This is a genomic window from Streptomyces anthophorae, assembly GCF_049310305.1.
Lineage (GTDB): Bacteria > Actinomycetota > Actinomycetes > Streptomycetales > Streptomycetaceae > Streptomyces.
This window is the reverse complement of sequence record NZ_JBLWQQ010000001.1, coordinates 4,955,114-4,968,691: the sequence shown is the minus strand read 5'-3', so window position 1 is coordinate 4,968,691 and position 13,578 is coordinate 4,955,114. Positions and strand designations below refer to the sequence as shown.

At 72.1% G+C, this 13,578-nt stretch carries 13 protein-coding genes; 3 read left to right on the top strand and 10 right to left on the bottom strand.

Annotated features, from left to right (window positions below):
• Positions 1-24 precede the first annotated feature (24 nt).
• Positions 25-366, bottom strand: coding sequence for an anti-sigma factor antagonist BldG (gene bldG, locus ACNYS0_RS22660; RefSeq protein ID WP_125514212.1), 342 nt, complete (start codon positions 364-366; stop codon positions 25-27).
• Between the two features lie 82 nt (positions 367-448).
• Between bldG and ACNYS0_RS22655 the strand changes: the two genes are divergently transcribed.
• Positions 449-2,905 carry a DEAD/DEAH box helicase gene (locus ACNYS0_RS22655; protein ID WP_422476306.1) on the top strand — a complete coding sequence of 819 codons (2,457 nt, stop codon included), beginning with the start codon at positions 449-451 and terminating at the stop codon, positions 2,903-2,905.
• Positions 2,906-3,002: 97 nt separating this feature from the next.
• On the opposite strand, the gene ACNYS0_RS22650 is transcribed toward ACNYS0_RS22655, so the two are convergent.
• From ACNYS0_RS22650 to ssd, 7 genes are all read right to left on the bottom strand, one after another.
• A complete protein-coding gene (locus ACNYS0_RS22650; RefSeq protein ID WP_422482753.1) occupies positions 3,003-3,350 on the bottom strand; it encodes an Rv3654c family TadE-like protein in 348 nt (115 codons plus the stop codon).
• 41 nt (positions 3,351-3,391) lie between these two features.
• Positions 3,392-3,745, bottom strand: a complete 354-nt coding sequence (locus tag ACNYS0_RS22645) for a TadE family type IV pilus minor pilin (protein ID WP_422476304.1) — start codon at positions 3,743-3,745, stop codon at positions 3,392-3,394.
• On the bottom strand, positions 3,732-3,965 hold the full coding sequence (locus tag ACNYS0_RS22640; RefSeq protein ID WP_422476302.1) for a DUF4244 domain-containing protein: 234 nt from the start codon (positions 3,963-3,965) through the stop codon (positions 3,732-3,734). Before ACNYS0_RS22640 ends, ACNYS0_RS22645 begins: the two co-directional genes overlap by 14 nt.
• A gap of 123 nt (positions 3,966-4,088) precedes the next feature.
• A complete protein-coding gene (locus ACNYS0_RS22635; RefSeq protein WP_422476300.1) occupies positions 4,089-4,865 on the bottom strand; it encodes a type II secretion system F family protein in 777 nt (258 codons plus the stop codon).
• Positions 4,866-4,871: 6 nt separating this feature from the next.
• Positions 4,872-5,678 (bottom strand): type II secretion system F family protein, encoded by an 807-nt coding sequence (locus ACNYS0_RS22630; protein ID WP_422482752.1) that lies wholly within the window; start codon positions 5,676-5,678, stop codon positions 4,872-4,874.
• A 246-nt stretch (positions 5,679-5,924) separates the two neighbouring features.
• A complete protein-coding gene (locus tag ACNYS0_RS22625) occupies positions 5,925-7,088 on the bottom strand; it encodes a TadA family conjugal transfer-associated ATPase (RefSeq protein ID WP_422476298.1) in 1,164 nt (387 codons plus the stop codon).
• Positions 7,089-7,188: 100 nt separating this feature from the next.
• Complete coding sequence (gene ssd / locus ACNYS0_RS22620) at positions 7,189-8,265, bottom strand: septum site-determining protein Ssd (RefSeq protein ID WP_422476296.1); 1,077 nt, start codon at positions 8,263-8,265, stop codon at positions 7,189-7,191.
• A 569-nt stretch (positions 8,266-8,834) separates the two neighbouring features.
• On the opposite strand from ssd, the gene ACNYS0_RS22615 reads away from it, so the two are divergent.
• Positions 8,835-9,686 (top strand): HAD family hydrolase, encoded by an 852-nt coding sequence (locus ACNYS0_RS22615; RefSeq protein ID WP_422476294.1) that lies wholly within the window; start codon positions 8,835-8,837, stop codon positions 9,684-9,686.
• 348 nt (positions 9,687-10,034) lie between these two features.
• Here the strand turns inward: ACNYS0_RS22615 and ACNYS0_RS22610 are convergent, their stop codons facing one another.
• Entirely contained in the window at positions 10,035-10,859 is an 825-nt protein-coding gene (locus ACNYS0_RS22610) for a Fic family protein (RefSeq protein ID WP_422476292.1), read from the bottom strand.
• A gap of 101 nt (positions 10,860-10,960) precedes the next feature.
• On the opposite strand from ACNYS0_RS22610, the gene ACNYS0_RS22605 reads away from it, so the two are divergent.
• Positions 10,961-11,941 carry an ATP-binding protein gene (locus ACNYS0_RS22605; RefSeq protein ID WP_422476290.1) on the top strand — a complete coding sequence of 327 codons (981 nt, stop codon included), beginning with the start codon at positions 10,961-10,963 and terminating at the stop codon, positions 11,939-11,941.
• 18 nt (positions 11,942-11,959) lie between these two features.
• Here the strand turns inward: ACNYS0_RS22605 and ACNYS0_RS22600 are convergent, their stop codons facing one another.
• Positions 11,960-13,267, bottom strand: coding sequence for a polysaccharide deacetylase family protein (locus ACNYS0_RS22600; protein WP_422476288.1), 1,308 nt, complete (start codon positions 13,265-13,267; stop codon positions 11,960-11,962).
• Positions 13,268-13,578: the final 311 nt, after the last annotated feature.

Sequence of the window (13,578 nt, the reverse complement as noted above, 5' to 3'; positions counted from 1 at the left end):
GTGTCGCCACCGGCATCAACCGGATCAGTCGGTCGCCGAGACGGCTTCCTCGACCGAGGTGTGGATCGGGAACACCTTGGTCAGTCCGGTGATACGGAAGATCTTGAGAATGCGCTCCTGGTTGCACACCAGGCGCAGCGAGCCCTCATGGGCACGCACGCGCTTCAGACCGCCGACCAGTACGCCGAGCCCGGTGGAGTCGAGGAAGTCCACGCCCTCCATGTCGACGACAAGGTGGAAACTGCCGTCGTTCACCAGCTCGACCAGCTGCTCGCGCAGCTTGGGCGCGGTATACACATCAATTTCGCCACCGACCTCGACGACCGTACGATCGCCGACGGTACGGGTCGACAGGGACAGGTCCACGGATCCTCCAGCACCTTGCTATCGAGCGGTCGCCCCTCGGGGACACCTCGGCATGATCCCCCGGGACGGTTCGCCAGCCGCGATGGCATTCAATCACTTACCGGCAGGCGTGCACGACGCCTTGAGAGCATTGTCCGTCACGCCAGTGACACACTCGGTGCCGATGGCCAAGAATCACCGATCCGAACGACCCTCGCCATCCGCCCCAGTCCGCCCCTCTCCCGGTGCGGTCCTGGAGCGGCTCGCCTCGGGTCCGAGCAGGGCTGCGCGCATCACCCATACGGAGCACTTGCCCCCTCGCCCCGGCCGTCATGCCGTCTGGCCCGATCGGATCCGCGCCGAGGTCATCGCGGCCGTGCAGACCGCCGGAATCGCGCATCCCTGGGCCCATCAGGCACTCGCGGCGGAGCACGCGCTGGACGGCGATTCGGTGGTCGTCGCCACCGGCACGGCCTCCGGAAAGTCGCTCGCCTATCTGGTTCCGGTCCTGTCGACTCTCCTCGACGGATCCGAGGCGCCGAACGGGCGCGGCGCGACCACGCTCTACCTCGCCCCGACGAAGGCGCTCGCGGCGGACCAGTGCCGATCGGTGAAGGAACTTTCACAACCGCTCGGTACGGCGATTCGGCCGGCGGTCTACGACGGCGACACCCCGTTCGAGGAACGCGAATGGGTACGCCAGTACGGAAACTACGTCCTCACCAACCCGGACATGCTGCACCGGGGCATCCTGCCCTCGCACCCGCGCTGGTCCTCCTTCCTCAAGGCGCTCAAGTACGTCGTGATCGACGAGTGCCACACGTATCGCGGCGTCTTCGGCTCCCACGTGGCGCAGGTGCTGCGCAGACTGCGCCGCATATGTGCCCGCTACGGATCCGATCCCGTCTTCCTGCTTGCCTCGGCCACCTCGGCCGAACCGGCCCTCTCCGCCCAGCGGTTGACGGGCCTTCCGGTCGTCGAGGTCGCCGACGACGCCTCGCCGCGCGGCGAACTGGTCTTCGCGCTCTGGGAACCCCCGCTGACGGAGATGCAGGGCGAGAAGGGCGCGCCGGTGCGGCGCACGGCGACCGCCGAGACGGCGGACCTGCTGACCGACCTCGCGGTCCAGGGCGTGCGCTCGGTGGCCTTCGTACGCTCCCGGCGTGGCGCCGAGCTGATCTCGGTGATCGCGCAGGAGCGGCTCGCCGAGGTCGACCGCTCGCTCGCCCGGCGGGTCGCGGCCTACCGCGGCGGCTATCTCTCCGAGGAACGCCGGGCCCTCGAGGCGGCCCTGCACTCCGGCGAACTCCTCGGCCTCGCCGCCACCACCGCCCTCGAACTCGGCATCGACGTCTCGGGGTTGGACGCCGTGCTGATCTCCGGCTATCCGGGTACGCGGGCGTCGCTGTGGCAGCAGGCGGGCCGGGCCGGGCGCTCCGGGCAGGGCGCGCTGGCGGTCCTGGTGGCCCGTGACGACCCCCTGGACACGTATCTGGTCCACCACCCGGAAGCCCTCTTCGACCAGCCGGTCGAGTCGACGGTCCTCGACCCCGACAACCCGTACGTCCTGGCGCCGCACCTGTGCGCCGCGGCGGCGGAAATCCCCCTGACCGAACCGGACCTGGACCTGTTCGGCCCGGCGACCCTGGACCTGCTGCCGCAGCTGGAGGCCGCGAAGCTGCTGCGCCGCCGCGCTGCCACGAAGGCCTGGCACTGGACGCGCCGGGAGTCCGCCGCCGACCTGGCCGACATCCGCGGCGAGGGCGGCTCTCCCGTCCAGATCGTCGAGGCCGCCACGGGTCGGCTGCTCGGCACGGTCGACGCGGGCTCCGCCCACACCTCGGTCCACGACGGCGCGGTCCACCTCCACCAGGGCCGCACGTACGTGGTGAAGAAGCTGGACCTCGACGACAACGTCGCCCTGGTCGAGACGGCGAACCCCACCTACTCGACCACCGCCCGCGACACCACGGCCATCTCCATCCTGGAGACCGACGTCGAAGTCCCTTGGGGCGACGGCCGGTTGTGCTACGGCTCGGTCGAGGTCACGAACCAGGTCGTCGGCTACCTTCGCCGCCGCCTCATCACCGGCGAGGTCCTCGGCGAGACCAAGCTCGACCTCCCTCCTCGTACGCTGCGCACCCGCGCGGTGTGGTGGACGGTCACGGAGGACCAGCTGGACGCGGCCCGGGTGAACCCCGAGATCCTCGGCGGCGCCCTGCACGCCGCCGAGCACGCCTCCATCGGCCTGCTCCCCCTCTTCGCCACGTGCGACCGCTGGGACATCGGCGGCGTCTCGATCCCGCTCCACCCGGACACGCTCCTCCCCACGGTCTTCGTCTACGACGGTCACCCCGGCGGCGCGGGCTTCGCCGAACGCGCCTTCCACACCGCCCGTGAGTGGCTGACCGCCACCCGTGAGGCCATCGCGTCCTGCGAGTGCGAGGCCGGCTGCCCCTCCTGCATCCAGTCCCCCAAGTGCGGCAACGGCAACGACCCGTTGCACAAGCGGGGTGCGGTGCGGCTCCTCTCCGTTCTGTTGCGGGATGCGGCGGGGTAGCCGTCCGTTCCGTTGCGGGATGCGGCGGAGTAGCCCTTCGTGTTCCGTTGCGGTCTTCCGGTCCTACGCCTCGGGGCTCCGCCCCGGACCCCGCTGCTCAATCGCCGCAGGGGCTTGAATGGCCGACACCGGCCCCGCATCCGAAGGCTGAGGCCTGCCCAGGTGGGCCTGCCCGCGCCCGGACCTCCGAGTGGAAGGCCCCGTGGCCCGCCGTCGCGGTCACGTCCGACACCTCCCCGTGGACCACGCAGCGCACCACCCCCGCGTCCTGCGCCCGTGCCACACGCGCCGCCAGGGCGCACGCCTTCGTAGTCCCGTCCATCCAGTGGTCCGCCGCCGCCAGGGCCGCCAGGTCGGCCGCCGAGCCCGCCCGGTGCCGTACCTCGATCGCCTGGCCCATCGCCAGCACCGCCCCGAACACCACTCCCACCGCGGCCATCGCCATCGCGACCCACACGGTCGCCGAGCCGCGGTCGCCCCGCCCCCTCACGTCGTCTCCTCCGCCGCCACCGCCTGCGCGCCCAGTTCCACCCCGAGCGCTCCCGGCCCCACGGACCTCGCCCGCACCGTCACCCGCACCAGATCGCCCTCCCGGCCCACCACGACCCTGGCCCCCGGCGGCGCGGCCTCCCGCGCCGCCGCCAGCGCCGCACCCCTGGGCTCCTGCCGGGCCACCGCCCTGGCCCCGGCCCGCGCCGCGTCCACGCATCTGATCTGCGCCGACGCCGCGAGCACCACCCAGACCAGCGCCATCGTGAACGTCACGAGCACCGGCAGCACCACGGCCGCCTCCGCCGTCACGAATCCCCGGTCGCCGCGCCGGGGCTCAGAACGACCCATGGAGCGCCTTCGCCACCAACGACTGCAACGCCGACTGCACGACGTCGCTCGTCACCACCTGGAACAGCACTCCGGCGAAGCCCACCGCCGCGATCAGCCCCACCGCGTACTCGGCGCTCACCATCCCCGCGTCCCGCCGCCCGGACCGCACCGCCCGCACCCACCGAAGGACGCCTCCGCGCAGCCACTCGCACGCTCGACCTGCCCGCATTCCGTTCATGCCAACTCCCTTGATCCGTGCTGCTGTTACGCCAACTACCTGTCGGGCCGTTCAGCCCTTCTGCCGTCCCGCCCATCTGCCGTCCAGCCGCCCCGCCGCCCCGCCTTTGATCCGTCACGCCGTTCATCGCCCTCCGAAGACCCCGTCCCCCAGGCCGATCACCACCGGCACCACCCCGACCACCAGGAACGCGGGCAGGAAGCACAGGCCCACCGGTGCCGTGATCGCCACCGCGGCCCGGCGGGCCGCCGTCGTCGCGACGCGCGCCCGCCCGGCGCGGCACTCCGCGGCGAACCGCGCCACCGGGGCCGCCGCCGGGGCCCCAGACTCGCCCGCCCGCTCCAGCAGCCGTACAAGCCCCGCCGCCCCGGGAATCGCCGACAACTCCCGCCACACCAAACCCAGTTCACCCCCGAGCCGCACCTGGGCCGCGCCCCGCGCAAGGCCCCGCCCGACGGGCCCGCCCAGGGCCTCACCCACCGCCCGCGCCGCCTCCACAGGGCCGGCACCCGCCGCAAGACACGAAGCCAATAGGTCCGAGGCCAAGGTCAGTTGACGTACCGCGTCACCCCGAGGCACCGCCCCGGCTCCCACGCGCCCCTCCAGGTGGCGCGACCACTTCCACACCCCCACCCCGCACACCACCCCGACCAGCGCCCCCGGCACCCCGCCGACCAGCACGAACCCGGCGCACACCGCACCAGCGACCGGCACCCACCGCCGCACCCCGGCCGGCAGGCGCACGGTCCGCCGGGCCGAGGACTCCACAGCCACCCGCAGCACCAGCCGTACCCGCTTCCGCAACGCCCGTTCGGCCCGCCGCTCCGCGATCTCCCGCACCAGCCACATCGCCATCACCGCGACGCACAGCACCGCCCCCAGCCTGTGGACAACATTCATCGCCCCTCACCCCTCCGCCCCTCGCACGATCCGCATCGCCCACCACAGCCCGGCGGCCTCCAACGCCCCGCCCACCACCAGGCACCCGATCCCGGGCCACGTGTGCAGCAGCACCCGCAGGGGCCGCGCCCCCATGCCCGCCCCGAGCAACAGCGCGCACACCGGCAGGCAGGCGAGCATCACCGTGGTCGACGAGGGGCCCGCCAACTGGGCCCTGAAGTCGGCTCGTTGATCCCGCTCCGCGCGCAGGGCGTCCGCGAGCCGTTCGAGCCCCGACGCGAGCCCCGCGCCTCTGTCCACCGCCACCCGCCAGCACGCCGCGAGCCCGCTCAGCCCTTCGGCCCCCGGCTCCCGCGACGCCGCTCCCAGGGCCCCGGGCACATCCCCGCCGAACCGGGCCGCCGCCACCACGGCCGCACTCCCCGCGCCGGTCAACGCCCCCGACCCCCGCACCGCCACCACCAGCGCCTCCCCCGGCTGCCGCCCGGCCCGCACCTCACCGGCCAGCAGCCCGCACAACCGGATCACCGCCTCCCCGCGCCGCTCCCTTCCCCGCCGCGCCGCCCGCGCCCCGCGCAACCGTCCCGCTCCGGGCACCGCGCACACCCCGAGCACGACCGGCAGCACCGAGGCCCCGGCGATCCCGACCACCAACCCCCCGACCGCACAAGCCCATTCGGGCCGCGCCCGCAGCCACGCCCACCACCGCTCGGCCAGGACCGACCACCCGGACAGCACCCCGAGATCCGCCCCGGCACCCAACACCCTCCGGGCCCGCCGCACCTCCAACTCCCGTACCTGTACCGCCCGCATCACGACCACAGCCCCCAACACGGCCACCACCACACCGAGACCGCCGCCCAAGCTCCCACCACTCACACCCACGCACCCCTCTCCACCAGCTCCACCGAATCCGGCAGCTCCACCGAATCCACCGACCCGCACGCCTCCGACCGACGCCCCACCGCCACGCGCCCTCTCCGGGCGCCACAGACGGCCACCGGGCCGCACCCACCTGCGACGCCCCGCACACCGGGCCCGTCGCCGCAGCCGCCGCCCTCACCCCAACCGCAGCCCCAGCAACCCGCCGAGTCGCGCCCACCCCACCCCCTCCACGAATCCCCGCTCGCCCCACTCCAGCGCCGGTACCGCCCGCACCCAGCCCTCCGCGTCCCGCTCCAGCACCTGGACCTGGGCGATGCGCCGCCGCCCGCCCCGGTCCCGTACGAGATGCAGCACCACGGACAGCGCCGCCGCCAACTGGCTGTGCAGCGCCGCCCGGTCGAGCCCGGCCGCCGTCCCCAACGCCTCCAGGCGCACCGGGACATCGCTCGCCGCGTTGGCGTGGACCGTGCACGAACCCCCTTCGTGGCCCGTGTTCAGGGCGGCCAGGAGCGAGACCACCTCGGCGCCGCGCACCTCGCCCACCACGAGCCGGTCGGGCCGCATCCGCAGCGCCTGCCTGACCAGGTCGTCGAGCCCGACGGCCCCCGCGCCCTCCTGGTTGGCGGGGCGCGATTCGAGGCGGACGACATGGGGGTGGTCCGGCCTCAGCTCGGCGGAGTCCTCCGCCAGGACGATCCGCTCCCGCGGCCCCACCAGGCCGAGCAGCGCGCTCAGCAGCGTCGTCTTGCCCGTGCCCGTACCGCCGCTGATCAGGAACGACAGGCGTGCGTCGAGCAGCGCCCGCAGCACCCGGTCGCCGCCCGGCGGCACCGTCCCCGCCGCCGTCAGCTCCTCCAGGGTGAACGCCCGGGGTCGCACGACCCGCAGGGACAGGCAGGTGCAGCCCGCCGCGATCGGTGGCAGCACCGCGTGCAGCCGCGTCCCGTCGGGCAGCCGGGCGTCCACCCATGGCCGCGCGTCGTCCAGGCGGCGGCCCACGACGGCCGCGAGCCGCTGGGCCAACCGGCGTACGTCGGCGGCACTTTCGAAGGCCACACCGGCCCGTTCCAGACCGCCGCCCCGGTCCACCCACACCTCGTCCGGCGCCGACACCAGGACATCCGTCACCGAAGGGTCGGCGAGCAGCGGCTCCAACGGCCCCGCGCCCACCAGCTCCGACCTCAACCTGCCCGCCGCGCCCAGCACTTCGGCGTCGCCCAGGATCCGGCCCTGCGCCCGCAGCGCCTCGGCCACGCGCGCGGGCGTCGCCTCCGACCCGTTCTCGGCGAGCCACTGCCGTACGCCGTCCAGCATCCGCGCCCCGACCACCGCGCTCATGACACCCCTCCCCGCATCCACCGCTCAACCGCCGGCACACCGACCACCACCGCGCCCTCCACGGCCCGCCAAGCCGCGCCCGACGCCCAGCCCCTCCGATTCACGCCGCGTCCCCCTCCACCGCCGCCACCGGCATCCGCTCCCAGAACGCCTCGCAGAACCGCCCCAGCGGGCCGCCCTTCACCACCTCGGCGTCCGCCGGCAGCTCGCCCGCGAACGGCAGCCCGACGAGCCGCGCCGCCTCGTCCGCCGCGAGGCCTCCCGCGCCGCCCGCGCGCGCCGTCATCACCCGCAGATCCCGCAGCACCATCCCCGCGGCCCCCGCCATCCGACGGGCCGCCGCAACGGCCCGCAGCTCCGGTGGCACGACGAGCAGTCCCAGGTCGAGCTGGGCCAGGGCCTCGACGGATCCGGCGTCGACCCGGCGCGGCAGGTCCACCACGACGACCCCGCCCCTGCGCCGCCCGGCCGCGAGCACCGCCCGCACCGCCTCCGACGGCACCGCCGCGAGATCCCCGCGGTCCCAGCTGAGCACCCGCAGATCGTGCAGCCGGGGCAGCGACTCCTCCAGGGCCGTACTGCCGACCCGGCCCCGCGACTCGGCGAAGGCGGGCCAGCGCAGCCCGTCCACCGCCTCGCCGCCGAGCAGCACATCGAGCCCGCCGCCGAGCGGGTCCGCGTCGACCAGGAGCGTGCGCCGCCCCGACCGCGCGGACGCCACCGCCAGCGCACAGGCGAGCGTGGAGGCCCCGGCCCCGCCGCATCCGCCGAGCACTCCGACGGTGAGGGCGGGCCGCCCCACCCCCTCCGCGACGTCGGCGATCCGGTCCATCAGCCACTGTTCGCCGTCGGGCAGCACCAGGACATGGTCGGCGCCGATCTCCACGGCCCGCCGCCACACCCCGGAATCGTCCTGATCACGCCCAACCAAGATCACGCCATGTCGCCGGGACACCCCTCGCAGCCGCCGCGCGGCATCGTCCCCGACCAGTACGAGAGGCGCCGATTCCCAGCCGCCCCAGCCCGCTCTGCCCGCCGGCGCCCCGTGCCCGACCTCGGGCCGCACGCCCGCCGCCGCGCACAGCCGCAGCAGGTCGTCCAGCAGTTCCACGTCCTCCGTCACGATCAACGGGGCGCTTCGCACGTCCCGTGCGTCGCGCTCGATGACTCCCGTCATGGTCCGGTCCCCCTCTCGCCGCGTTCGCCCGCACCTGCGGACGATCCGTTCCGCACGTGAAGACAGGGGTGTCCTAGGCGCCGAATACCGCCCATCCGCCACAGCACGGCCATAACAAACCGGCCATGAACACGGACCCGGACTTCGCGTGCGGAATCACCGTGCAGCGATCCCGGAAATCGTGTGGATCTTGGTCAATAACTGTGGACACGAGAAGGCTTGTGAATATCCCCGTCACCCATACCAGTGACACTGTGAACTCGGCATGAATCTGTCCGCAGAGCAGCCCAACGGTCACACAGCGTGACGAGGCCTCGGGGTGCGGGCCGGGGCGCGCGAGCCCCTGAAACCCCCTGTTCGGGCATGAAAAAAGGACCCGAAAACGGGTCCGGACATGCGACGACCCCCGCCGGGGGGGAGAGCGGGGGTCGTCCCCACGGTCCGACTCGGGGGGGGAGGAGCCAGACCGGGTTAGCACGGTCGCGAACGATCCGTGACTTCCATGGTGTACCCGAGAGCCTTCTCAAGCAAACCCACGCGCCACAGCTTACGCCGAATGGTTGGCGCCTATGCTCGGCCTCGTGGAAAACCACTCCTTGCCTCACTCCACGCCTCGTACAGCGGCGTTCTTTGACCTGGACAAGACGGTCATCGCTAAGTCGAGCACACTCACGTTCAGCAAGTCGTTCTACCAAGGCGGGCTGATCAACCGGAGGGCCGTACTGCGCACCGCCTACGCGCAGTTCGTCTTCCTCGCCGGCGGCGCCGACCACGATCAGATGGAGCGGATGCGCGAGTACCTCTCGGCGCTCTGCCGCGGCTGGAACCAGCGGCAGGTGACGGAGATCGTCGCGGAGACCCTGCACGACCTGATCGACCCGATCATCTACGACGAGGCGGCGTCCCTCATCGAGGAGCACCACACCGCCGGGCGCGATGTGGTGATCGTCTCCACGTCGGGCGCCGAGGTCGTCGAGCCGATCGGGGAGCTCCTCGGCGCGGACCGGGTGATCGCCACCCGCATGGTCGTGGGCGACGACGGCTGCTTCACGGGCGAGGTGGAGTACTACGCGTACGGGCCCACCAAGGCGGAGGCCATCAAGGAACTGGCGCGCTCCGAGGGATACGACCTCGGGCGCTGCCACGCGTACAGCGACTCGGCGACGGATCTGCCGATGCTCAGCTCCGTCGGGCATCCGCACGCCGTCAATCCGGACCGGGCGCTGCGCCGCGAGGCCCTCGCGCGCGGGTGGCCGATCCTCGACTTCCACAAGCCGGTCCGGCTCAAGCAGCGCCTGCCCCACCTGTCCGCGCCCTCGCGGCCCGCGCTGCTCGCGGCGGCCGGGGTCGGCGCGGCGGCGGTCACGGCCGGCCTCGTCTGGTACGCGAGCAGGCGACGCGCCACGTCGGGCGCCCACTGAAGCGCCCACTGAAGCCGCCGGTTCGCCCTATTTGAACCTAAAAGTAAAGAAGTGCGGCCAGGGCTTCCGCTTCCCCCTGGGGAGGAGTACAAAGGATTCAACGGCCCGCGAGACCAAGGACATCCGAGAGGAACACCTTCAACCGCAATCAGGCCCCACGGACCGATGCATGAACACCGGGCACCCACGCGACGTCGACCCGTCGATTACGGGCCAGCCGCACCAGGCGACGGGCAAAGAACCCGACCTGATGGGCAACACTTCGAGGACGCTTGGTAACCCAGTGGACATGCCAGCGGCGGTACGAGTATTCGTACCGCCGCAACCCTTTTCCCGGACCTTCTCCCGCTACGCGGCACCCCGCTGAAGCGCCTCGCAGACGGCCGTCGACTCCCTGACGCCCAGCTCGATCGCCTTGCCGCAGTGGTTGATCCAGGCCGCCATCCCCTCCGGCGTTCCGGAGACGTAGCCGTCGAGCGCGGCCGCGTAGGCCGCGCGGCCGAGTTCGGCGTGGCCCAGCTCCGCCGGGCAGACGGACTTCGGGTCGAGGCCGCTGCCCACCAGGACGATGCGTTCGGCGGCCCGCGCGACCAGGCCGTTGTGCGAGCCGAAGGGGCGCAGGGCGAGCAGCTCGCCGTGCACGATGGCGGCGTTCACCAGGGCCGGGGCCGCGCTCTCGGCGATGATCAGCTGCGAGAGCCCCTCCAGGCGGCCCGCCACCTCCTCGGCGTCCGGCACCGGGAGTTCGACGAGCGGCTCGTCGACCGGCTCACCCGCGAGCCTCGGCCGACCCACCGCGTCGCTCTTGTCGGCCGCCGCGACCAGGTGGAGGCGCGCGAGCACGCGCAGCGGCGACTGCCGCCAGATGGAGAGCAGTTGACCCGCCTCGGCGGTCAGTCGCAGGGCCGCGCCGACCGTGGGCGCTTCCTTGTCGCCGTCACCGCCGCTGAAGTCGGTGCGCCTGCGCACCTCTTCGAGCGGCCAGTCGGCACCGGAGAGCGCCGCGCTGCCGCGCGCCCCGCGCAGCGCCGCCTCTGAGGTGATCTCGTTGCTGCGACGGCGCATGACCCGGTGCCCGTAGACCCGGTCCACTGCCTTGCGCACGGAGGCCACGGAATCGGCCACGCCCGGCAGGTCGGCCAGGGCGGCGAGGGGGTCGGCTGTCGTACTCATGAGTACGACCCTACGGGCCGTGCGGCGCCGCCCCACGAAGGAGTGGTCTTCTTCACGCCACATCGACACGGACAGCGACCCTACCGATACCCTTCGTGAACATGAAGATCGCTTTCGTGGGGAAGGGCGGCAGTGGCAAGACCACTCTCTCCTCCCTGTTCATCCGCCACCTCGCCGGAACCGGCTCCCCGGTCATCGCCGTCGACGCCGACATCAACCAGCACCTCGGGGCCGCGCTCGGCCTCGACGAGGGCGTCGCGGGCGAGCTGCCCGCCCTTGGAGCCCGGCTGCCCCTGATCAAGGACTATCTGCGCGGCTCGAACCCGCGGATCGCCTCGGCCGACACGATGATCAAGACGACGCCGCCCGGCGAGGGCTCCCGGCTGCTCCGGGTGCGCGAGAACAATCCGGTGTACGACGCCTGCGCCCGCGATGTGGAACTCGACGGCGGGGCCGTGCGTTTGATGGTCACCGGGCCCTTCACCGAGGCCGACCTCGGGGTCGCCTGCTACCACTCCAAGACCGGCGCGGTGGAGCTGTGCCTCAACCACCTCGTCGACGGCCGGGGCGAGTACGTGGTGGTCGACATGACCGCGGGCTCGGACTCCTTCGCCTCGGGCATGTTCACGCGCTTCGACATGACGTTCCTGGTCGCCGAGCCGACCCGCAAGGGGATCTCGGTCTACCGCCAGTACAAGGAGTACGCGCGGGACTTTGGGGTCGACCTGAAGGTGGTGGGCAACAAGGTGCGGGACGCGGACGACCTGGAGTTCCTGCGCTCCGAGGTCGGCGACGACCTGCTCGTCACCGTCGGGCACTCGGACTGGGTGCGCGCCATGGAGAAGGGGCGCCCGCCGCGCTTCGAGCTCCTGGAGGAGCCCAACAAGGCGTCCCTGCGGGCGCTTCAGGCCGCGGCCGACGCCACGTACGAGGCCCGCGACTGGGAGCGCTACACGCGCCAGATGGTCCACTTCCACCTGAAGAACGCCCAGAGCTGGGGCAACGAGAAGACCGGGGCCGACCTGGCGTCCCAGGTCGACCCCGACTTCGTGCTGCGGGAGAGCGTCGCGGCGACCGCTTGAGCAAGTGCCGCGTCGCGACTACGACTTGGCGGCCGGGGCTCCCGGTACCCCCTTGGGGGCCGGGGCCCGCTTGCCGCCGAGGTAGGAGGCCCAGCCCTTCTTCGGGCTCTCGCCCACACCGAGGCCCCCGAGCTTCTTCAGGGTCTTCGGGTCCTGGGCGTCGAGCCAGTCGGCGAGCTGCCTGAAGGAGACGCAGCGGACGTCGGGCTTCGTGCAGACCCGCTCGACCGTCTCCTCGACGGCGCGCATGTACGTGCCGCCGTTCCAGGACTCGAAGTGGTTGCCGATGACGAGCGGGGCGCGGTTGCCCTTGTAGGCGCGGTCGAAGCCCGCGAGCAGGCTGTCGCGCATCTGGTCGCCCCAGTACTCGCGCTTCGAAGGGTCGCCCTGGGTCGCCGTGCCGGACTGGTTGACCATGAAGTTGTAGTCCATGGTCAGCTGCTCGTAGGAGTGGCCCCGGAACGGTACGAGCTGCATCGACAGGTCCCACAGGCCGTTCTTCTTCCGGGGCCAGACCTGGTTGTTGACGCCACTGGTGTCGTAGCGGAAGCCGAGCTCGCTCGCGGCGCGCGTGAAGTTCTCCTTGCCCTCGAGGCAGGGGGTGCGGGCGCCGATGAGCTCCTTGTCGTAGTCGAAGGGCAGCGGCGCGGAGCGGTTCAGGCCCGCGTTGGTCTTCCAGCCCTTCACGAACGACTTGGCCTGCCGGATCTCGCTCTTCCACTCGGCCACCGACCACTGGCCGACGCCGCCGTTCTTGCCGCAGAAGTGGCCGTTGAAGTGGGTGCCGATCTCATTGCCCTCGAGCCAGGCACCGCGCAGTTGCTCGACGGTGTCCTTGATTCCCTTGGCGTCGTTGAAGCCGATGTCCGAGCGGCCGGCCGAGTGCTGCGGCGCGTGGTACTCGTCGGCCTTGTCCTGCGGGAGCAGGTACACGCCGCTCAGGAAGTACGTCATGGTCGCGTCGTTCTTCTTCGCGACCTTGCGGAAGTGCGAGAACAGCTTCTGGCCGTCCTCCCCCGCGCCGTCCCAGGAGAAGACCACGAACTGCGGTGGCTTCTGCCCCGGTCTGAGGCGCTCGGCCCGTGGCAGGTTCGGCTGCCGCCCGGTGTACGCGGTCGAGCCGTCGCCGATGAGCCTGATCGCGCTGCCCGGCTTGGCCTTCTTTGGGCCGGGGGCGCCCTGGCGGGGCTTGACCTTCTCTGCCCGGTGCTCAGCGGATCCGCCGGTTCCCCCGGTGGCGCATCCGGCGAGTGCCGCGGCGCATGCCGCGGCGGCGGTGATGCCCGCGGCGAGCCGCTTGGCGGCGGTCCTGTGGGTGGCGGCCATCTTCCGCCCACCTTCTTCCTGGAGTCGGCTTGTGTGGCGGTGAAACGCAAGAAACGTCCGTTATGTACGGACATCGCCGCCACCGTGACACGGGAGCCGAACCGAATTAATCCGACAAGCCGACCAGGATTCTTATTCACTACTGAGCGTGAACTTCTGACCCATTTGCCCCTTTAATCCGTCCACAACCTTTACTCTGCATTACGATTCATTTACCGAGCGTTGATTTCATCCCGCCGCTGCACGCCGTGAACCACGGCCGCGATCGACCCCACCCACCGCTCAGGGGTCACCCCACATTCCGCGACCGC